Origin of the sequence: Streptomyces sp. NPDC005878, assembly GCF_040629815.1 — a bacterium.
Classification (GTDB): domain Bacteria; phylum Actinomycetota; class Actinomycetes; order Streptomycetales; family Streptomycetaceae; genus Streptomyces.
The window spans coordinates 478,828-499,816 of record NZ_JBEXWK010000002.1; the positions used below are offsets into that span (position 1 = coordinate 478,828).

Sequence of the window (20,989 nt, forward strand, 5' to 3'; positions counted from 1 at the left end):
AGGCTACTCCCGGCCCCTTCGTCCGCAGACCCTAGGGTGAGGGCATGGTGACGCTCACGGAGATCCCCGAGGACTGGCCCGCCGACGAGGCGGGGGCGCTGGCCGTGCAGGACGGACTGCGCGGCCGCGTCGTGCTCGACGAGCCCGGCCCGCCGCCCGGCACCGGGCTGGTCACGGGGGTCGACGTGGCGTACGACGACGAGCGGGACGTCGTCGCGGCGGCGGCCGTCGTCCTGGACGCGGCCACCCTGGAGGTCGTCGAGGAGTCCACCGCGGTCGGCCGGGTCGCCTTCCCGTACGTGCCGGGGCTGCTCGCCTTCCGGGAGATCCCCACGGTCCTGGCGGCGCTGGGCGCCCTGAGCACCGGTCCGGGCCTGGTGGTCTGCGACGGGTACGGGCTCGCCCACCCGCGCCGCTTCGGCCTCGCCTCCCACCTCGGTGTGCTCACCGGGCTCCCGGTGATCGGCGTCGCCAAGAACCCGTTCGCCTTCGCCCACGAGGAGCCCGGCGCCCGGCGCGGGGAGGCCTCGGCGCTGGTGGACGCGGACGGCGAGGAGGTGGGCCGGGCGCTGCGCACCCGCGACGGCGTCAAGCCGGTGTTCGTCTCCGTCGGCCACCGGGTGAGCCTGGACAACGCCTGCGCCCACACCCTCCGGCTCACCCCGCGCTACCGGCTGCCGGAGTCGACCCGGCGCGCGGACGCGCTGTGCCGCGAGGCACTGCGCACCGCGCTCCGGCCCGTACGGGACACGCCCTAGCGGGCGTCGGCCACCCGGAAGCGGATGCCGGCCTGCTGGATCCGGGCCAGCAGGGCGTCACCCATCGCGGTGACCGTCGTCAACTGCCCGGCCAGGTCCGGCAGTTCGTCGAAGGCGAGGCTGAGCGCCCCCTCGGCGAGGATCTTGGCCGTCTCGTCGTACCCCGGGTCGCCGCCCGACACCTCGGTGAACACCCGCCGCCCGCCGCCCTCGCCGACGAACCGCAGCGAGAACCAGCTGCGGTCGCGGCGCTCCTGGTCGGGTCCGCTGCCCGGCTCGTAACGGCTGATCAGCCACCGCCGCGCGGCGGGCAGTTGGGCGACGCCGAGCGCCGCGCCCGCCCCGGCCACCGCGCCGAGCGCCGTCGGCAGCCGCCGCACCGCGGCGAAGTGGCGGTAGCGGAAGTCGGGGCCGTAGCGCTCGCTCGCCGAGGCCGAGCGGGCCACCACCACCGGGTCCAGGACCGGCAGCGGCAGCGCCCAGGCGCCGGTCTCACGGCTGAAGTGCGGAGTGCCGAGGGGCGCCCTGGCCCGGCGCCCGACCAGGCGCGGCTCGTGCAGCCGCCGCTCCCGGGCCGCCCTGAGCTGCTGCGCGCCGCGGCCCATCGCGGTGAGCGCGGAGGCGAACGTACCGCCGGAGAACATCGCGTTGGAGCGTACGAACCCGTCCACCCGCAGCGGTACGCCCTTGGGGAGTTGCTGGACCGTGTAGTACACGCCCAGATCGCACGGCACCGAGTCGAAGCCGCAGGCGTGCACCAGCCGCGCACCGGTCTCCCGGGCCCGCGCGTCATGGCGTACGTACATGGTGTCCACGAACTCCGGCTCGCCGGTCAGGTCGAGGTAGTCGGTCCCCGCCTCCGCGCACGCGGCGACCAGGCCCTCGCCGTACCAGACGTAGGGGCCGACCGTGGTGGCCACCACCCGCGCGGACCCGGCGAGGGCGCGCAGCGCGTCGGGGTCGGCGGAGTCCGCCGTGATCAGGGGCAGCGCGGCGCACGCCGGGTCGATCGCGGCGAGCTCCTCGCGCAGCGCCTCCAGCTTGGCGGCGGACCGCCCCGCCAGCGCCCAGCGGCACCCCTCGGGCGCGTGCGCGGCCAGGTACCTCGCCGTGAGGGTGCCCACGAACCCGGTGGCCCCGAAGAGGACGATGTCGTACGGCCGCGCCGCCCGCCGGGACTCCCGCTCCGGCCGCGTCCGCTCCGCCCGCTCTGCACGTTCTGCGTCTTCCAAGGAGCTGCCCTCCGCTTCTGCCCCGGCCGCGCTCCCGCGCCGTTGTCGGTGGCTGAGGCTAGCGTGAGAAGCGGTGCCGTGGGCGATCAAGGGCGGCGGGAAGTCCGCCCGCAGTCCGCTCGGCGAAAACCAAGCGCTTGCTCGCGCCAGGGTCTTGTGCGGAGTGGAACGTGTTCTTAGCATCACTGCTGTTACATCAGTTGTGTCACAGTGCTGGGGGCTCGATGACAGGTTCGGGGAACGGCCCGCTCACCGGGGTGCGCGTGGTCGAGCTGGCGGGGATCGGGCCCGGCCCGTTCGCGGCCATGCTCCTGGCCGACCTCGGCGCGGACGTGGTCCGGGTCGACCGCCCGGGCGGCGCGGGTCTGGCCATCGACCCGGCGCATGACCTGACCAACCGCAACAAGCGCTCCGTACTGATCGACCTGAAGGCGCCGGACGGCCCCGCACGCGTCCTGGACCTGGTGGAGAAGGCCGACATCCTCGTCGAGGGCTACCGCCCCGGTGTCGCCGAGCGTCTCGGCGTCGGGCCCGGGGAGTGCCTGGCCCGCAACCCCGCTCTGGTCTACGGACGGATGACCGGCTGGGGCCAGGAAGGACCGCTCGCGGCCCGCGCCGGGCACGACATCGCGTACATCGCCGTCACCGGCACCCTCGGCATGATCGGCCGGCCGGACGAGGGGCCGACCGTCCCCGCCAACCTGGTGGGCGACTACGCGGGCGGCTCGCTCTACCTCGTCGTCGGCGTCCTCGCCGCCCTCCAGCACGTCCGCGCCACGGGCGAGGGGCAGGTCGTGGACGCCGCGATCGTGGACGGCGCCGCCCACCTCGCCACCATGATCCACGGCATGCTGGCGGCCGGCGGCTGGCAGGACCGGCGCGGCGCCAACCTCCTCGACGGCGGCTGCCCGTTCTACGGCACGTACGAGACCGCCGACGGCCAGTACATGGCGGTCGGCGCCCTGGAGCAGCAGTTCTACGAGGAGTTCATCCAGCTGCTCGGGCTCGACGCCGTGGCCCCGGCCCGCAAGGACCTCGCCCGCTGGGAGGAGCTGCGCACCGCCATCGCCGAGCGGTTCCGCACCCGTACCCGCGAGGAGTGGACGGCCGTCTTCGCCGGGTCGGACGCGTGCGTGGCGCCGGTGCTCTCGCTGCGCGAGGCTCCCGCCCATCCTCACCTCGCCGCCCGCGCCACCTTCATCGAGCACGGCGGCCTCACCCAGCCCGCGCCCGCGCCCCGCTTCTCGGCCACCCCCGGCGCCGTCCGCCGTCCGCCCGCCCGGCCCGGCGCCGACACCGCCGAGGTCGCCCGCGACTGGGGCGTGCCGGAGCTCGCCGGGACCGGGAACGCCGAGCCCACCAAGGAGAACGACCGTTGAAACGGCAGATCTTCACCGCCGAGCACGACGCCTTCCGCGAGACCGTCCGCACCTTCCTCGCCAAGGAGGTCCTGCCGCACTACGAGCAGTGGGAGAAGGACGGCATCGTCTCGCGCGAGGCCTGGCTGGCCGCCGGACGCCAGGGCCTGCTCGGGCTCGCCGTGGACGAGGAGTACGGGGGCGGCGGCACCGCCGACTTCCGCTACAGCGCGGTCCTCGCCGAGGAGTTCACCCGCGCGGGCACCTCGGGCCTGGCGATCGGGCTGCACAACGACATCATCGGGCCCTATCTGACCGGGCTCGCCACCGAGGAGCAGAAGCGGCGCTGGCTGCCCGGCTTCTGCGACGGCTCCCTGATCACGGCGATCGCCATGACCGAGCCCGGTGCCGGATCCGACCTCCAGGGCATCGCCACCCGCGCCGAGGACCGGGGCGATTACTGGCTGCTCAACGGCTCCAAGACGTTCATCTCCAACGGCATCCTCGCGGACCTGGTGATCGTCGTGGCGAGGACGACCCCCGAGGGCGGCGCCCACGGCCTGTCCCTGCTCGTGGTGGAGCGGGGCATGGCGGGCTTCGAGCGGGGCCGCAACCTGGCGAAGATCGGCCAGAAGTCGCAGGACACCGCCGAGCTGTTCTTCACCGACGTGCGGGTCCCCAAGGAGAACCTCCTCGGGGAGCTCAACGGCGCCTTCGTCCATCTGATGACCAATCTGGCGCAGGAGCGCATGGCCATCGCCGTCGCCGGGATCGCCGCCGCCGAACACCTGCTGGAGATCACCACCCAGTACGTGAAGGAGCGCGAGGCCTTTGGGCGCCCGCTCGCCACCAAGCAGCACATCCGTTTCGAGATCGCTGAGCTGGCCACCGAGTGCGCCGTCACCCGCGCGTTCCTCGACCGCTGCATCGAGGATCACTCGAACGGGGAGCTCGACGCCGTGCACGCCTCGATGGCCAAGTGGTGGGCCACCGAGCTCCAGAAGCGCGCCGCCGACCGATGTCTGCAACTGCACGGCGGGTACGGCTATATGAGCGAGTACCGCGTCGCCAGGGCTTTCACGGACGGACGCGTCCAGACCATCTACGGCGGGACGACCGAGATCATGAAGGAGATCATCGGTCGTTCCCTGCTCGGCTAACCCTCTGAAAGGCTTTTCCGTGAGCACCGAAGCGTATGTGTACGACGCGATCCGCACCCCGCGCGGGCGGGGCAAGGCCAACGGCTCCCTGCACGGCACCAAGCCGATCGATCTGGTCGTCGGCCTGATCCACGAGCTGCGGGGGCGCTTTTCGGACCTCGACCCGGCGGCGATCGACGACATCGTCCTCGGCGTGGTCGGCCCGGTCGGCGACCAGGGCTCCGACATCGCCCGGATCGCGGCGATCGCCGCCGGGCTGCCGGACACCGTCGCGGGAGTCCAGGAGAACCGCTTCTGTGCCTCGGGCCTGGAGGCGGTCAACATGGCCGCCGCCAAGGTCCGTTCGGGCTGGGAGGACCTGGTGCTCGCGGGCGGCGTCGAGTCGATGTCGCGGGTGCCGATGGCCTCGGACGGCGGCGCCTGGTTCGCCGACCCGATGACCAACTTCGACACCAACTTCGCCCCCCAGGGCATCGGCGCCGACCTCATCGCCACCGTCGAGGGCTTCACGCGCCGCGACGTCGACGAGTACGCGGCGCTCTCCCAGGAGCGGGCCGCCGAGGCCTGGAAGGACGGCCGTTTCGCCCGTTCCGTCGTCCCGGTCAGGGACCGCAACGGCCTGGTCGTCCTCGACCACGACGAGCACATGCGCCCCGGCACCACGGCCGACTCGCTCGCCTCCCTCAAGCCGTCGTTCGCCGCCATCGGCGACATGGGCGGCTTCGACGCGGTGGCGCTCCAGAAGTACCACTGGGTGGAGAAGATCGACCACGTCCACCATGCGGGCAACTCCTCCGGCATCGTCGACGGCGCGGCCCTGGTCGCCATCGGCTCGCGCGAGGTCGGCGAGCGCTACGGCATGACCCCGCGCGCCCGCATCGTCTCCGCGGCGGTCTCCGGCTCCGAGCCGACGATCATGCTCACCGGTCCCGCCCCCGCCACCCGCAAGGCGCTCGCCAAGGCCGGGCTCACCATCGACGACATCGACCTCGTCGAGATCAACGAGGCGTTCGCCGGCGTGGTGCTGCGCTTCGCCCGGGACATGGGCCTGCCGCTCGACAAGATCAACGTCAATGGCGGCGCCATCGCCATGGGCCACCCGCTCGGCGCCACCGGCGCGATGATCCTCGGCACCCTCGTCGACGAGCTGGAGCGCCGCGACCGGCGCTATGGCCTCGCCACGCTCTGCGTGGGCGGCGGGATGGGCATCGCCACCGTCGTCGAGCGTCTCTGACCGTCCTCTTCCCGGCCAACCCGTTACGGAGCACCATCACATGGCAGTCATGTCGACGAGTACCACCATCCGCTGGGAACAGGACGAGAGCGGCGTCGTCACCCTCGTCCTCGACGACCCCGACCAGTCCGCCAACACGATGAACCGCGCCTTCAAGGAGTCGATCGCGGCGATCGCGGAGCGCGCCGAGGCCGAGAAGGACTCCATCCGGGGCATCATCTACACCTCCGCCAAGAAGACCTTCTTCGCGGGCGGCGACCTCAAGGACATGATCCAGGTCGGCCCCGAGAACGCCCAGCAGGCGTTCGAGACCGGTATGGCGATCAAGAAGGCGCTGCGTCGCATCGAGACCCTGGGCAAGCCGGTCGTCGCCGCCATCAACGGCGCCGCGCTCGGCGGCGGTTACGAGATCGCGCTCGCCAGCCACCACCGGATCGCCCTCGACGCCCCCGGCTCCAAGATCGGCCTGCCCGAGGTCACCCTGGGCCTGCTCCCGGCGGGCGGCGGCGTGACCCGTACCGTACGGCTGATGGGCATCGCGGACGCGCTGCTCAAGGTGCTTCTCCAGGGCACCCAGTACTCCCCGCGCCGCGCGCTGGAGAACGGCCTGGTCCACGAGGTCGCCGCCACGCCCGAGGAGATGCTCGCCAAGGCCCGCGCCTTCATCGACGCCCACCCCGAGTCCCAGCAGCCCTGGGACGTGCCGGGCTACCGCATCCCGGGCGGCACCCCGTCGAACCCGAAGTTCGCCGCCAACCTCCCCGCCTTCCCGGCCAACCTCAAGAAGCAGCTGAACGGCGCCCCCTACCCGGCGCCGCGCAACATCCTCGCCGCCGCCGTCGAGGGCTCCCAGGTCGACTTCGAGACCGCCCAGACCATCGAGGCCCGCTACTTCACCGAGCTGGTCACCGGGCAGACCGCGAAGAACATGATCCAGGCGTTCTTCTTCGACCTCCAGGCCGTCAACTCGGGCGCCAACCGTCCCCAGGGCATCCCCGCGCGCCCGGTCCGCAAGGTCGCCGTCCTCGGCGCCGGCATGATGGGCGCGGGCATCGCCTACGCGTGCGCCCGGGCCGGCATCGAGGTCGTCCTCAAGGACGTCTCGCCGGACGCCGCCCAGAAGGGCAAGGCGTACTCGGAGAAGCTCCTCGCCAAGGCGCTCTCGCGGGGCCGCACCACCGAGGCCCAGCGCGACGAGCTGCTCGCCCGCATCACCCCGACCGCCACCGCGCGGGACCTGGCGGGCTGCGACGCGGTGATCGAGGCGGTCTACGAGAGCACCGAACTCAAGCACCGGGTGTTCCAGGAGATCCAGGACATCGTCGAGCCGGACGCGCTGCTCTGCTCCAACACCTCCACCCTGCCGATCACCGGCCTCGCCGAGGGCGTGACGCGCCAGGCCGACTTCATCGGGCTGCACTTCTTCTCGCCCGTCGACAAGATGCCGCTGGTCGAGATCATCCGGGGCGAGCGCACCGGCGACGAGGCCCTGGCCCGCGCCTTCGACCTGGTCCGCCAGATCAAGAAGACCCCGATCGTGGTCAACGACTCGCGCGGCTTCTTCACCTCGCGCGTCATCGGCCAGTTCATCAACGAGGGCGTCGCGATGCTCGGCGAGGGCGTCGAGCCCGCCTCCATCGAACAGGCGGCGGGCCAGGCGGGCTACCCCGCCAAGGTGCTCTCCCTGATGGACGAGCTGACCCTGACCCTGCCGCGCAAGATCCGCGACGAGACGCGGCGCGCGGTCGAGGAGGCGGGCGGCGTCTGGCCCGGCCACCCGGCGGACGCGGTCATCGACCGCATGGTGGACGAGTTCGGCCGCCCCGGCCGCAGCGGCGGCGCGGGCTTCTACGAGTACGACGGCGACGGCAGGCGCGTACGGCTGTGGCCGGGGCTGCGCGAGCACTTCGCCAAGCCGGGCGCGGACGTGCCCTTCGAGGACATGAAGGAGCGGATGCTCTTCGCGGAGGCGCTCGACACCGTGCGCCTCTTCGAGGAGGGCGTGCTCACCTCGGTCGCCGACGCCAACATCGGCTCCATCATGGGCATCGGCTTCCCCGCCTGGACGGGCGGCGTGATCCAGTACATCAACGGGTACGTGGGCGGCCCCGGGGGAGCGACCGGTCTGCCGGGGTTCGTCGCCCGCGCCCGCGAGCTGGCCGAGCGCTACGGCGACCGCTTCCTGCCGCCCGCGCTGCTGGTGGAGAAGGCGGAGAAGGGCGAGAAGTTCACCGACGCGTGAGGGGGGCGGCGGGCGGGGGAGGCGATCCCCCGCCCGCCGGTCCGCCGGTCCGCCCACCCGTCGGTCAGTCGTCCCGCCAGTCCGCCGGCCCGCCCGTCAGTCCGCTTGGCTCTCCGCGCGGAACGCCGCCCGCAGCTCCTCCCTGAGCGAGCGCTGGAAGGCGGTGACCAGCGCCTGCACCACCATGGGCTGCATATGGGCCGACAGCGACCGCATCGCCGCCACATGGTCGGGGTCCGACTCCCGCTCCCGGTACGGGTTCCACACCTCGTCCCGGAACAGCCGCGTCAGCTCGTGCGCGGCCGAGCGGGTGTGCTCCAAAAGCACCGTCCGGGCCGCCAGGATCGTCTCGTGCGCGATCGGCACGTCGAGCAACTGCACCCCGAGTGCCAGCAGCCCGGGGTCGACCAGGAACGCGTCGCCCCCGCCCTCGGTCCGATCGAGGACGTTCATCGCGGCCAGCCGGTCGAGGTCGGTGTCGGACAGCGCCCGCCCCGCCCTGCGCTCCAGCTCGGCCCGGGTCGTCTCCTCGGCCGCGTCCGGCGCCCAGGAGGCGACCACGGCCCGGTGGATGGCCAGATCGTGCGCGCTGAGGCCGGGCGGCAACTGCTCCAGGTACCGCTCGATCGCGGCCAGCGTCATCCCGTGGTGCTGCAACTCCTCGATCAGCGCGAGCCGGGACAGATGCGCCGGGCCGTAGAGGCCGACGCGCCGGGGGCCGATCGCGGGGGGCGGCAGCAGACCGCGGGTGCTGTAGAAACGGATGGTGCGCACGGTGACCCCGGCCCGCGCGGCCAGTTCGTCGACCGTCAGGGTCGGCTCCTCGGTCTCCGTCGCCATGGCGGTGCCTCGTTTCCCCGGGTGCGCGGACTGCGACGCAACAGTATTGCTGTCTCATCACTGTTGTCACCCACCCGGGGAACGGCCCGCAGGCCGGCTCAGCCGCCCGCGACCAGCGGGTAGTGGTCGGAGAGGTCGGTGTAGGTGTAGCTCTTGCCCCAGCTGCTGACCGTCCAGGGTGCCGACTGCTCCTTGACCACGGTGTTGTTCCAGCCGGAGGGACGGGCGTGCCCCTGGTAGTGCAGGACGTGGTCGAGGTCCTCGCGCGGCTCGCCGGGGTAGCGGTAGGCGGCGATCGAGTTCTCCACGGTGTCGAACGAGTACGGGTGGCCGGTGCGCGAGTCCGCGGCGGCCAGCCCGCCGTCGGCGAGCATCGAGGCGTACTCGGAGCTGTGGGAGTCGACGTTGAGGTCACCGGCGAGCATGACCTCCTCGCCGGCCGGGATGTTCTTCGCGTCCAGGAACGCCTTGACGGCCTTGAGCTGGAGCGAGCGGTCCCTGGCGGCCTCGCCCGCGCCGCACCCGGAGTCGGTGGACTGGAGGTGTGTGCCGACGACGTGCACCTTGGTGCCGTTGACGTTCAGCACGACGTAGGCGATGCCCTTGTTGGACCACCAGTCCGCGCCGCAGGCGTCCTTGAAGATCACCTGCTCCTTGCGCAGGATCGGCCACTTGCTGAGCACGGTGACGCCCCCGTCCTCGGGGGTGGTCGAGGAGTACGAGCCGCTCGTCGCGTCCCAGCCGTCCTTGCTCCGTCCGACCACGGGCGTCTGGTACGGGTACTGGGCGGCGGCGGTCCGCTTCAGCGCGTCCGAGGAGGCGTTGTCGAACGCCTCCTGGAGGACCACCACGTCGTTGCCCCGGAAGAAGGAGGCGGCCGGTATCGCCTGGGCCCGGTGCTCCTGGCCCCAGTTCGGATAGAGGCCGGTGCTCATGAGGAAGGTGTTGTAGGTGAGGACCTTCAGCCGGGGCGCGTCCGAGGCGGTGGTGGCGGCCGAGGCGGACGGGGTGGCGGCGGCCAGCGCGGCGGCGGTGAGCGCGGCGGCGAGGGCCGCGCCGGGGACACGGCGGAGCGCGGAGTGCGGCACTGGAACTCCCGTGGGTGGAGTGGGGGGTTGGACTGGCGCGCACATCAAACCAGCCACAGTTACTTCGGGGTAACCGTCTGGTGGCGCCTTTCTTGCCGGGGCCGGAACGCGCGGGCGCTCGTGCTCCGGCGCGTGGGTGCCCGGCCCGTGACCGCGTGTGGTGACAGGTGGGGAATTGTGTGATCTGTCATCTGGTAACTCTGGATACATGATCGAGAGCCGCACGCCGTCCGTCCCCGCCCCGCCTGCGCCCGGCGGTGTCCTGTGGAGCCTCGCCGGCGACGTGCGGACGCTCCTGACGCTGCCCGCCGCCCTCGCCCTCCAGGTCGCGCACCCGGCCGTGGGCGCCGGGGTCGACGAGCACTCCGTGTTCCGCACCGACCCCTGGGGGCGCGGCGAGCGGTCCCTGCGCTCGCTCCAGCTGTGGGTGTACGGCGGCGAGGCGGCCGCCGAGGAGGGGCGGCGGCTGCGCCGGCTGCACCGGACCATCCGGGGCACCGACACCCGGGGCCGCGGCTACCACGCCCTGACCCCCGCCAACTACGCCTGGGTGCACGCCACCGGCTACCCCGTCTTCGCCCACTCCCAGAAGTATCTGAACCGCCCTCTCACCGAGGCCCAGGAGCGGCTGATGTACGCGGAGTGGCTCCAGGTCGGACGCGTCCTGGGCATCCACGACCGGGACATGCCGCAGACCATCGAGGAGTTCTGGCCGTACTACCGCAAGGTGCTGGCCGACGAGATCGCCACCAACACGGTGGTGGAGGAGCTCATATCCGTCGACGTGCGGGTCCCCGCCCCCGACCGGGGCCCGCTCCCCGTCCGGCTGCTGCTCCGGCTGCTGTGGCCGGTCCTGCTGCCCCGTATCGCGCGCTTCCGGCGGTTCGTGACCCTCGGGTTCCTGCCGCCGGACGCCCGCGAGGCGCTGGGCCTGGAGTGGACCGACGCACAGGAGCGACGGCTGCGCCGGTTCGGCCGTGTGGTGCGGGCCGTCGTGCCCGTCCTGCCCGAGCGGCTGCGCTACCTTCCGCTCGCCCGCGAGGCGAGGGCGCGGGCCCGGGGCGCCGGGCCGCGACGGTTCAGGCCGACGCCCGTACGACCAGCGCCGTCTCCGTGATGACCGGCGCCGGGGGGATCCCCGTCCCGGCGTCCGGGCCCCGCAGCAGCAGCCGGGCCATCAGCCGGCCCATCCCCTCGATGTCCTGGCGGACCGTGGTCAGCGGCGGGTCGGTGGTCTCGGCCACCCCGCGCAGATCGTCGAAACCCACCAGGGCCACGTCCTCGGGCACCCGGCGCCCCCGCTCGCGCAGGGTCCGCAGCGCGCCCGAGGCCATCAGGTCGTTCGCGGCGAACACCGCGTCCAGGTCCGGGCAGCGGTCGAGCAGCCGGGCCATCGCGCGGGCCCCGCTCCCGGCCGTGAAGGCGCCCTCCTCGACCAGCTCGGCGCCGGGCAGCACGTCGTGGAACCCCTCCAGCCGGTCCGTCGCCGAGGTCTGGTCGCGCGGGCCCGCGATATGGGCGATCCGGGTCCGGCCGAGCCCGAGCAGATGGCGCACGGCCCGGCGGGCGCCTCCCCGGTTGTCGGCGTCCACGTACGGGACGGGCTCCTCGCCCGGCGCCAGCGGCCAGCCCGGTCGGCCCCCGTACACCGTCGGCATCCCCGTCCTGCGGGCGATGGCGGGCAGCGGGTCGTCGGTGTGCAGCGAGAAGGCGAGCGCGCCGTCGACGTGGCCGCCCGCGAGATAACGGGCGATCCGGTCGTAGTCGCCCGGTCCCTCCACCAGGAGCAGCACCAACTGCGTGTCGTGCGCGGTGAGTTCCCTGCTGATGCCCCGGATCTGCTCGGAGAAGAACGGGTCGGAGAAGATCCGGATCTCCGGCTCGGGGATGATCACGGCGACGGCGCCGGTGCGGCGGGTGACCAGGGTCCTGGCCGCGTGGTTCGGCACGTACCCCAGCTCCGCGACGGCACGGCGCACCCTGTCGGCGAGCGGCGGCCGGACGCCCGCGCCCCCGTTGACGACCCGGGAGGCCGTGGCCCGCGAGACGCCGGCGCGCGCGGCGACGGCCTCCAGCGTGGGGCGGGAGCCCGGGTGCTGCTCGATCACGGCGGACGCTCCTCGTACGCGCGGCGGTGGCGTGGTGCCCCGCACAGCGTATGCGGCGCGCAGAGCCCGGCCACGGGTGCGTGAACCCGCGAATCCCGCGCCCCCGAAGGGGCGCGGGGGACCGAGCGACGGGCCACGGACAGCCCGTTATCGCGTCACACGCGGCCGGCGGAGGCCTCAGTGGTGGTCGTGGAGGCTGTTCGTCGCCGCGATCTTCTTCCAGGACTTCGGCTGCGCCGCCGGTGCTCCCGCGGCCACCCGCGCCTTCTTGGCGGCCGGGGCCGCGGGCTTCGAGGGCTGGTACAGCCAGGTGTCGAAGAGACCCGCCAGCGGCTTGCCGGTGATCTTCTCCGCGTACCGTACGAAGTCGCCCACGGTGGCGTTGCCGTACTGGTGGGCCGTGGGCCAGCCCTTCAGGAGCGCGAAGAAGCCCTCGTCGCCGACCGCGTTGCGCAGCGCCTGGAGGGCGAGCGCGCCCCGGTCGTAGACGGCGAGGTCGAACTGGTTCTCCGGGCCCGGGTCACCGGGCCGGACCTTCCAGAACGGGTCGTCGGCCGGGTGCTGCGCGTAGACGTAGTCCGCGAGCTCCTGCGCCGTGCCCTCGCCCTCCTTCTCCGACCAGAGCCACTGGGCGTAGCGGGCGAAGCCCTCGTTGTTCCAGATGTCCTTCCAGCCCTTCACCGAGACGCTGTCGCCGTACCACTGGTGGGCCAGCTCATGGACGACGACCGAGACGTTGGCACCGTTGGCGAACTGCCGGGGGCTGTAGTACGGCCGGGTCTGCGTCTCCAGGGCGAAGCCGGTGGTCACGTTCGGCACATAGCCGCCGACCGAGTTGAACGGGTACGGACCGAAGACGCCGCTCAGCCACTCGGTGACCTCCTTGGTGCGCTCGACGCTGGCGCGCGCGGCGCCGTCGTTGTCGCCCAGGTCCTTGCTGTAGGCGTTGATCACCGGCAGACCGTTGGCGGTGGTGTCCGTGGTGACGTCGAACTTGCCGATCGCCAGCGTCGTCAGATAGCTCGCCTGCGGCTTGTTCGAGCGCCAGTTGTAGCGGGTCCAGCCGAGCCTGGAGCTCTGCGACTGGAGCGTGCCGTTGCTGATCGCCTGGGTGCCGTCCGGGACCAGCACCGACACGTCGTAGGTGGCCTTGTCCAGCGGGTGGTCGTTGGAGGGGAACCACCACACGGCCGAGTCGGGCTCCTGCGCCGCCACCCCGCCGTCCGGGGTGCGGTGCCAGGCGGTGTACCCGTCGATGCTCAGCTCGGACGGCTTGCCCGCGTACTTCACCACCACCGAGACCGACCGGCCCCGGGGCAGCGGCGCGGCCGGGGTGATCTCCAGCTCCTGGGCGCCGGTCCTGGCGTACTTCGCCAAGGTGCCGTTGACCCGCACCTCGCTCACCGCGAGCCCGAAGTCCAGGTTGAAGCGGGAGAGGTCCTGGGTGGTGGTGGCGAGGAGGGTCGCCGTGCCCTCCAGGAGGTCGGTCGCGGGCTGGTACTTCAGCCGCAGGTCGTAGTGGGAAACGTCGTAACCGCCGTTGCCGCTGCTCGGGTAGTAGGGGTCGCCGATACCCGGCGCGCCCGGAGTGAAGTCGGCGGCCGATGCCGGGATCGCCAGCAGCAGCGACGCGGCGAGCACGCCCGGGGCGAGGATTCTGCGGTGCACGAGTGCTCCAAGTCGTCGGGGTGAACGATCTCTTGGGACCCTATTCAGCGCAGGCCCGGCAAGTCATGTCCATGGCTCCTGCTGTCACACGATCGCCATTGCGCCGACATGGAGCGCAGCTCACCGCCGGTCGTCTTCCGACCGTACCTGCCCCCTTTTGCACGGGAGTTGACGCGAGTACCGTCCGCTTCCATGCCGATACCTGCGCGGTTCAGTCGCACGAGGTTCAGATCGCTCCGGGCGCCCGGTCGGGCGCGCCTGCTCGTGGTGGCGGTCGCGGCCGCACTGACGGCCCTGTTCCTCTCCCCGGCGGGCGCCCAGGCGGCACGCCCCAGGGAGAGCACACCCGTCTACTCGTACGCGAACGCCATACGCGAGTCCGTCTGGGTCGACACCCGGCTCGACGCGGACGGCGACGGCCGGAACGACCGGGTCGCCGTCGACATCGTCCGCCCCCGCGAACCCGCGGACCAGGGCCGCAGGATCCCGGTCATCATGGACGCCTCGCCGTACTACGCCTGCTGCGGGCGCGGCAACGAGAGCCAGCTCAAGACGTACGACGCGCGCGGAAACGTCGTCCAGATGCCGCTCTTCTACGACAACTACTTCGTACCGCGCGGCTACGCCTTCGTCGGCGTCGACCTGGCCGGAACCAATCGGTCGGACGGCTGCGTCGACATCGGCGGCCCCTCCGACATCCAGTCCGCCAAGGCGGTCGTCGACTGGCTGAACGGCCGCGCCCGCGCCTACACCACCCGCACCGGCAACCAGCGGGCGAACGCGGGCTGGAGCAACGGCAGGACCGGCATGATCGGCAAGAGCTGGGACGGCACCATAGCCAACGGTGTGGCCGCCACCGGCGTCGAGGGCCTGAAGACCATCGTCCCCATCAGCTCCATCTCCTCCTGGTACGACTACTACTTCGCCAAGGGCGCGCCCCTCTACGACTCCGGGCCCGACTGGCTCTCCCACTACGTCGAGAGCCCCGGTGCCCGGACGAACTGCGACGCGGTACAGCGGAAACTGGTCGAGGGCGCCCCGCGCACCGGCGACTGGACGCCGCTGTGGAGCGCGCGCGACTACGTGGCGGACGCGGGCCGGGTGACGGCGAGCGTGTTCGTGGTGCACGGCATGCAGGACCTGAACGTCCGCCCCAAGAACTTCGGCCAGTGGTGGGACGCGCTGGCCGCGCACGGCGTCGAACGCAAGATCTGGCTCTCCCAGACCGGGCACGTCGACCCCTTCGACTACCGCCGCGCCGACTGGGTCGCCACCCTCCACCAGTGGTTCGACCACTACCTCCTCGGCTACGACAACGGCATCGAGCGCGCGCCGATGGCCGACGTCGAACGCCACCCCGACCAGTGGTCCACCGACCGGACCTGGCCCCCGGCCGGCACCCGTGACGCCGTGCTGCGCCCGGTGGCGGGCCCCGCGCCCGGAGTCGGCGGCCTCTCCCTGACGCCCGCGGCCGCCGGCGCGACCGAGACGTTCACCGACGACCCCCAGCTGGGCGAGGCCGCCTGGACGGCGGCCGTGGACCGCTCCACCCCGGAGAAGGCCGGCTTCACGACCGGGCCGCTCACGCGCGACCTGCGGCTCTCCGGCTCCTCCACGGTGACCGTCACCGCCACCCCGAGCACCACCAGCGCCCACCTCTCGGCGGTCCTCGCCGACCTCGGCCCCGACACCATCCGCGACTACGGCGGCGACGGCGAGGGCATCCTCACCGGCACCGACCGCACCTGCTGGGGCGAGAGCACGGCCGGGGACAGCGCCTGCTTCAAGGCGACCCGCGCCGACACCAAGGCCGTCGACCTCACCGTGGTCAGCCGCGGCTGGGCCGACCTCGGCAACTACGCCGGCGGCACCGGACAGCCGCTGACGCCCGGCCGGGCGTACACCATCACCCTCGACCTGCACGCCACCGACCACGTCGTCCCGGCCGGCCACCGCCTCGCGCTGATCGTCGCGGGCACCGACCGGGACCTCATCGACCCGCCCGCGAGCCGCCCCACCCTCACCCTCGACCTGGCCCGCACCTCGGCGAAGCTGCCGCTCCTCGGCGGTACGGGGGCGTTCCGGCGGGCCACCACCGGCGCCCCGCACTCCGGCGCCCCCCAGGTCCCGCACCCGGCCGGGGTCGCTGTCCCGCGCCCGGCGCGCCCGGTCCCGGGGGCCCGGTGAGGGCCCGCGCGCTGCTCCTGGGCCTGACCGGAGCCGCGCTCGCCGTACCCCTGGTGACCGCCCCGGCGCGGGCGACCGCGAGCCCGCCCCGTACCGGCTTCGAGACGAGCGCCGGGGCGCGCTGGACCAGTGAGGCCGAGGAGCAGGACTTCCTGGCGGCCGTCGCCCGGGGCGGCGACCGCGCCTCGGTCACCCGGATCGGCACCACCACCCAGGGGCGCCCGCTCCAGCTGGTCCGCGTCGGCAGCGGGCACACCGCCCACCGGATCCTGCTGGTGTGCGGCCAGCACGGCGACGAACCGGCGGGCCGCGAGGCCTGTCTGGCCACCGTCCGCGACCTCGCCTACGCCGAGGACCGCGCCACCCGGCGGCTGCCGGCCCACACCACGCTCTACGTCGTGCCCACCGCCAACCCCGACGGCCGGGCCGCCGACACCCGTGTCAACGCCGACGGCGTCGACGTCAACCGCGACCACATCGCCCTGCGGACCGCCGAGGCACGGGCCGTGGCCGCCGTGCTCCGCGACGTACAGCCCGACGTCGTCTACGACCTGCACGAGTACGGCGCCACCCCCGGGTACTACGACAAGGACCTGTTCGACCTGTGGCCGCGCAACCTCAACACCGCCCCGGCGGTGCACGAGGAGGCCAGGACGCTGTCCGAGGCGTACGTACGGCGGGCCGCTCGCGCGGACGGCTTCTCCACCGGCACGTACGGCATCTGGACCGACCCGGTCACCGGCGAGCCGGTCAAACAGGTCGCGGGCGACGGCCAGGAGCGCATCCTGCGCAACACGGCGGGCCTCAAGCACGCCGTGGGCCTGCTCATCGAGAGCCGCGTCGACCCGGCGACCGACGCCGAGAAGGCCGACCCGGCGCTCAACAACCGGCGCCGGGTCGCCTCCCAACTGACCGAACTGCGCGGCCTGCTGGACTTCACGGCCGAGCGCCGGGCCGGCGTCGAGGCGGCGACCACGGCCGCCCGTCTCGCGGGATACCGCGACCGGGGGCCGGTGTACCTCGGCGGCGCGGACAACGAACCCGCCACGCCCGCGCAGACCCTCACCGACCCGCCCTGCGGCTACCGCCTCACCGCCGCCCGGTACGCCGAGGTGAAGGACCGCCTCGCCCTGCACGGCGTCCGGGTGCGGCGGTCCGGGGACGGCGCGTTCGTCCCGCTGCGCCAGCCGCTGCGGGCGCTCGTGCCCCTGCTGCTGGACACCCGTGCCCCGTACGGGCTGACGGCGGCCGAACCCGTACAGCGATGCTGAGACGGGTTCTCACCGGAGGGGAGCGCGGGAGGCGGCCAGGGCCGCCGCCTCCCGCGCGCACCCCCAGGCCACGGTGACCCCGGCGCCGCCGTGCCCGTAGTTGTGCACCAGCAGCCCGCCGGACGCCGTGGACTCCGCCTCGACGCGCACCCCGCTGTCCCGCACCGGGCGCAGCCCCACCCGGTGGGCGAGCACCCGCGCCCCCGCGATCTCCGGACGCACCCGCGCACACCGCTCCACGATCCGCCGCGCGACGGCCGGGTCCGGGGTGAGGTCCCACACGTCGTCCTGCGCGGTCCCGCCGAGCAACAGCCCGTAGGGCTGCGGGAAGAAGTACGTCGTCTCGCCCGCGGAGTGGTCGACGCGGGTGTACCACTCGACCACCCCGGGGTTCTCCACGACCACCAACTGGCCGCGCACCGGCCGTACCAGGGGGTCGGGGACGAGCGTACGGGCGCCAAGGCCCGTGCAGTTGACCACCACCGGCGCGTCCGGCAGCGTCTGGACCGTCCGCGTCTCGACACTCCCGCCCGCCGCCTCCAGCCGTCCGCGCAGCCACGCCAGATGGACCGGCATGTCGATCAGGGGTATGCGGGCCCGTACCCCCCGCGCCTCCTCGCGCAGCCCCGCCACCTCGGCCGCCCAGGGCCCCAGTTCACCGAGCCGGACGCCCGCCTGCACCCCTTCCACCAGCCGCACCCCGGTCCGGCCGGGATCGGCTGCCAGCTCCTCGTACACCCGCAGGGAGGCGAGCGCCCAGTCGCCGACGCGTCCGGCGGGCTCGATGCGGTACGGCCACCACAGCGCCCCCGCGACCGCCGAGGTCGTCGCCCCGGCCGGATCCCTGCTCCACACCCGCACCCGGTGGCCCGCCTCCGCAAGGACCACCGCCGTGGTCAGACCGATGACACCGCTGCCCAGCACGATCATCTGCTCGCTCATGAAGGGACGGTAGCGGATGGGTGACACCGTGCTCGGATCAGCCGCAGAGGGGAATACTCAGCACATGTCTGCCGCGTATGCGACCTTCGCCCTCGCCCCCGCGATGCGGGCGGGCAATGTCGCGGGGGCCGCCGGCCGGCCCCAAGTGCACCGCGACTTCCTGGACTTCGTCGTCGACGGCCGGCCGCTGCTGCTCCGACTCGCCGACCTGGACGCCGTCTCCCCGCTCGCGGCGGACGTACCGCCCGCCGTCCTCGGCGCCCAGGTGCGCAGCCTGCTCCTGGAGACCGAACCGCCCCTGGCCGACGGGCGGTACGTGGTCTATGCCTGCCCGGAGTGCGAGGACCTGGCGTGCGGGGCGGTCACCGCCGTGATCGAGCGCTCCGGGGACGACATCATCTGGCGGGACTTCGCCTGGCAGACCGAGCCCGTGCCCGACCTGGTGCTCAACGGCTACCACGGGATAGGGCCGTTCCGCTTCCGCGGCGAGGAGTACAGAGCCGCCCTGGAGCGGCTGCTGGGCGACGAGCCGCCCCGGCGCCGGGTCCTGCTGGTGGGGGCCCGCGCGACCGTCCTCGGCAAGCTCGCCGCGGCCCTGCGCTCGATCGGCATCGGCGCGGACATCGCCCACGACGTGACCGACGTGATCGACGAGGAGCTGCGCGGCTACGGGGCGGTCACCTTCGGCCGCGCGGTGTCCGAGACCGAACGCGCGGCGGTGCGCGCCGCGTTCACCCGCGCCCGGGCACACCCCGTGTACGTGACGGGCCTCGCCCCCATCGTCCCCCTCCTGGTGGCCCAGGTGGAACAGGCCCTGGACCGCACCCCGCTCGCCCAGCGCCGGCTCACCTATCTGTCCGCCTCCCCGGACGAGGCCCGGCTCGCGGTCGGCGCGACCTGCCGTGTCCGGCTCACCGCCTACCGTCTGGACCGGCTGCGCCGCGTCCACGCCCAGGAGGTCCTGGACGCGGTCCTCGACCCCGGCCCGCACCGCATCCCGCTGGACGAGCGCGCCCTGCGCGGGGAGGCCTTCCTGGTGGCCCGCACCACGGGCGGTGTGATCACCACGGCGGTGGTGCGCTGAAACGGTCCCCTCGCGGGAGCGGGCTGAAACGGTCCCCTCGCGGGAGCGGGGGAGCGGGGCCCGGCGACGGGCGGGGCGGCCGGGCGGGGCGGCCGGGCGGGCGCGGCGGCCCGGGGACCGCGCCCGGATCCGTCGGCCGGTGCCGGCGGGCCCAGTAGGATCGGTGTCCTCATGACTGCCACTCTCGTCGCCAAGGACCTCGCCGCCGGCCACGGCGACCGCACGCTCTTCGCCGGGCTCGACCTCGTCGTCGCCCCCGGTGACGTCATCGGCCTCGTCGGGGCGAACGGCGCGGGGAAGTCCTCCCTGCTCCGCCTGCTCGCCGGACTCGACACCCCGGAGGAGGGCGAGCTGCGGCTCTCCCCGCCCGGCGCCACCGTGGGACACCTGCCGCAGGAGCCGGACCGGCGCCCCGGCGAGAGCGTGCGCGCCTTCCTGGCCCGCCGTACCGGCGTGGCCGCCGCCCAGGAGGCCATGGACGCCGCCACCCAGGCCCTGGTCGAAGGGGCGCCCGGCAGCGACGACGCGTACGCCGAGAGCCTGGAGCGCTGGCTCGACCTCGGCGGCGCCGACCTCGACGAACGCGCCGAGGAGGTGGCCGCCACCCTCAACCTCACCGTCGGCCTCGACCAGCCGATGACGGCCCTCTCCGGCGGCCAGGCGGCCCGCGCGGGACTGGCCTCGCTGCTGCTCTCGCGCTACGACGTGTTCCTGCTCGACGAGCCCACCAACGACCTCGACCTCGACGGTCTGGAGCGCCTGGAGTCCTTCGTCAAGGGCCTGCGCGCGGGCACGGTCGTGGTCAGCCACGACCGCGAGTTCCTCACCCGCACGGTCACCAAGGTGCTCGAACTCGACCTCGCCCAGCAGCAGATCACCCTCTACGGCGGCGGCTACGAGGCGTACCTGGAGGAGCGGGCCACCGCCCGCAGGCACGCCCGCGAGGACTTCGACGAGTACGCCGACAAGCGCTCCGCCCTGGAGAGCCGGGCGCTGATGCAGCGCGGCTGGATGGACAAGGGCGTCAAGAACGCCCGACGCAAGGCGGGCGACAACGACAAGATCGGCCGCAAGTTCCGCAGCGACGCCAGCGAGAAGCAGGCCTCCAAGGCCCGCCAGACCCAGCGCATGATCGAGCGCCTGGACGTCGTCGACGAGCCCCGCAAGGAGTGGGAGCTGCGGATGGAGATCGCCACCGCGCCCCGCTCGGGCGCCGTCGTCGCCACCCTCAGCCAGGCCGAGATCCGGCGCGGCGACTACACCTTCGGCCCCGCGACCCTCCAGATCGACTGGGCCGACCGCGTGGCCATCACCGGCGCCAACGGCGCGGGCAAGTCCACCCTGCTCGCCGCCCTGCTCGGCCGCATCCCGCTCGACGCGGGACGGGCCGTGCTCGGCTCCGGCGTCGTCGTCGGCGAGGTCGACCAGGCCCGGGGCCTCTTCGTCGGCGACGAGCCGCTGCTGGAGGCGTTCTGCGCGGCCGTCCCCGACACCGAACCGGCCGAGGTGCGCACCCTCCTCGCCAAGTTCGGGCTGCGGGCCGACCACGTGCTGCGTCCCGCCGCCTCGCTCTCGCCCGGCGAGCGCACCCGCGCCGCGCTCGCGCTGCTCCAGGGCCGGGGCGTCAACCTGCTCGTCCTCGACGAGCCGACCAACCACCTCGACCTCCCGGCGATCGAGCAGCTGGAGTCCGCCCTCGACTCCTACACCGGCACCCTGCTCCTGGTCACCCACGACCGGCGGATGCTGGACGCGGTCCGCACCACCCGGCGCGTCGAGGTCGCCGACGGCAAGGTCACCGAGCAGTAGGGCGCCAC

Annotated in this window: 16 protein-coding genes; 10 read left to right on the forward strand and 6 right to left on the reverse strand. The window is 73.3% G+C overall.

The features are described 5' to 3' along the window. Nucleotides 1–44 precede the first annotated feature (44 nt). Nucleotides 45–758, forward strand: a complete 714-nt coding sequence (locus ABZ404_RS06115) for an endonuclease V (protein WP_358833182.1) — start codon at nucleotides 45–47, stop codon at nucleotides 756–758. Here the strand turns inward: ABZ404_RS06115 and ABZ404_RS06120 are convergent. Continuing rightward, the gene (locus ABZ404_RS06120; protein ID WP_358833188.1) at nucleotides 755–1,909 is read right to left on the reverse strand and encodes a saccharopine dehydrogenase NADP-binding domain-containing protein; all 1,155 of its coding nucleotides are present in this window, start codon (nucleotides 1,907–1,909) and stop codon (nucleotides 755–757) included. The two genes, ABZ404_RS06115 and ABZ404_RS06120, sit on opposite strands and share 4 nt — an antisense overlap. A gap of 305 nt (nucleotides 1,910–2,214) precedes the next feature. Here ABZ404_RS06120 and ABZ404_RS06125 point away from each other — a divergent pair, with 305 nt between their 5' ends. From ABZ404_RS06125 to ABZ404_RS06140, 4 genes are read left to right on the forward strand one after another with little or no spacing between them, the layout of a single operon-like run. Then, nucleotides 2,215–3,369 (forward strand): CaiB/BaiF CoA-transferase family protein, encoded by a 1,155-nt coding sequence (locus ABZ404_RS06125; RefSeq protein WP_358833183.1) that lies wholly within the window; start codon nucleotides 2,215–2,217, stop codon nucleotides 3,367–3,369. After that, nucleotides 3,366–4,508 carry an acyl-CoA dehydrogenase family protein gene (locus ABZ404_RS06130; RefSeq protein ID WP_358833184.1) on the forward strand — a complete coding sequence of 381 codons (1,143 nt, stop codon included), beginning with the start codon at nucleotides 3,366–3,368 and terminating at the stop codon, nucleotides 4,506–4,508. Before ABZ404_RS06125 ends, ABZ404_RS06130 begins: the two co-directional genes overlap by 4 nt. 19 nt (nucleotides 4,509–4,527) lie before the next feature. Next, a complete protein-coding gene (locus tag ABZ404_RS06135) occupies nucleotides 4,528–5,742 on the forward strand; it encodes an acetyl-CoA C-acetyltransferase (protein WP_358833185.1) in 1,215 nt (404 codons plus the stop codon). Nucleotides 5,743–5,791: 49 nt separating this feature from the next. Beyond that, complete coding sequence (locus tag ABZ404_RS06140; protein WP_358833186.1) at nucleotides 5,792–7,984, forward strand: 3-hydroxyacyl-CoA dehydrogenase NAD-binding domain-containing protein; 2,193 nt, start codon at nucleotides 5,792–5,794, stop codon at nucleotides 7,982–7,984. A 96-nt stretch (nucleotides 7,985–8,080) separates the two neighbouring features. Here the strand turns inward: ABZ404_RS06140 and ABZ404_RS06145 are convergent, their stop codons facing one another. Beyond that, a complete protein-coding gene (locus ABZ404_RS06145) occupies nucleotides 8,081–8,824 on the reverse strand; it encodes a MerR family transcriptional regulator (RefSeq protein ID WP_358836867.1) in 744 nt (247 codons plus the stop codon). 98 nt (nucleotides 8,825–8,922) lie between these two features. After that, complete coding sequence (sph, locus tag ABZ404_RS06150; protein ID WP_358836868.1) at nucleotides 8,923–9,912, reverse strand: sphingomyelin phosphodiesterase; 990 nt, start codon at nucleotides 9,910–9,912, stop codon at nucleotides 8,923–8,925. Between the two features lie 208 nt (nucleotides 9,913–10,120). Here sph and ABZ404_RS06155 point away from each other — a divergent pair, with 208 nt between their 5' ends. After that, nucleotides 10,121–11,029, forward strand: a complete 909-nt coding sequence (locus ABZ404_RS06155) for an oxygenase MpaB family protein (RefSeq protein ID WP_358836869.1) — start codon at nucleotides 10,121–10,123, stop codon at nucleotides 11,027–11,029. Here the strand turns inward: ABZ404_RS06155 and ABZ404_RS06160 are convergent. Then, entirely contained in the window at nucleotides 10,992–12,020 is a 1,029-nt protein-coding gene (locus ABZ404_RS06160) for a LacI family DNA-binding transcriptional regulator (RefSeq protein ID WP_358836870.1), read from the reverse strand. The genes ABZ404_RS06155 and ABZ404_RS06160 overlap by 38 nt on opposite strands. A gap of 177 nt (nucleotides 12,021–12,197) precedes the next feature. After that, nucleotides 12,198–13,688, reverse strand: coding sequence for a M1 family metallopeptidase (locus ABZ404_RS06165; protein WP_358836871.1), 1,491 nt, complete (start codon nucleotides 13,686–13,688; stop codon nucleotides 12,198–12,200). A gap of 192 nt (nucleotides 13,689–13,880) precedes the next feature. Here ABZ404_RS06165 and ABZ404_RS06170 point away from each other — a divergent pair, with 192 nt between their 5' ends. After that, the gene (locus ABZ404_RS06170; protein WP_358990170.1) at nucleotides 13,881–15,875 is read left to right on the forward strand and encodes a Xaa-Pro dipeptidyl-peptidase; all 1,995 of its coding nucleotides are present in this window, start codon (nucleotides 13,881–13,883) and stop codon (nucleotides 15,873–15,875) included. Beyond that, complete coding sequence (locus ABZ404_RS06175; protein WP_358837518.1) at nucleotides 15,872–17,146, forward strand: M14 family metallocarboxypeptidase; 1,275 nt, start codon at nucleotides 15,872–15,874, stop codon at nucleotides 17,144–17,146. Before ABZ404_RS06170 ends, ABZ404_RS06175 begins: the two co-directional genes overlap by 4 nt. Before the next feature lie 9 nt (nucleotides 17,147–17,155). On the opposite strand, the gene ABZ404_RS06180 is transcribed toward ABZ404_RS06175, so the two are convergent. Further along, a complete protein-coding gene (locus ABZ404_RS06180; protein ID WP_358837517.1) occupies nucleotides 17,156–18,088 on the reverse strand; it encodes an FAD-dependent oxidoreductase in 933 nt (310 codons plus the stop codon). A gap of 64 nt (nucleotides 18,089–18,152) precedes the next feature. On the opposite strand from ABZ404_RS06180, the gene ABZ404_RS06185 reads away from it, so the two are divergent. Further along, nucleotides 18,153–19,172 carry an oxidoreductase gene (locus ABZ404_RS06185; protein ID WP_358837516.1) on the forward strand — a complete coding sequence of 340 codons (1,020 nt, stop codon included), beginning with the start codon at nucleotides 18,153–18,155 and terminating at the stop codon, nucleotides 19,170–19,172. 171 nt (nucleotides 19,173–19,343) lie between these two features. Beyond that, nucleotides 19,344–20,981, forward strand: coding sequence for an ABC-F family ATP-binding cassette domain-containing protein (locus ABZ404_RS06190; protein ID WP_358836524.1), 1,638 nt, complete (start codon nucleotides 19,344–19,346; stop codon nucleotides 20,979–20,981). Nucleotides 20,982–20,989: the final 8 nt, after the last annotated feature.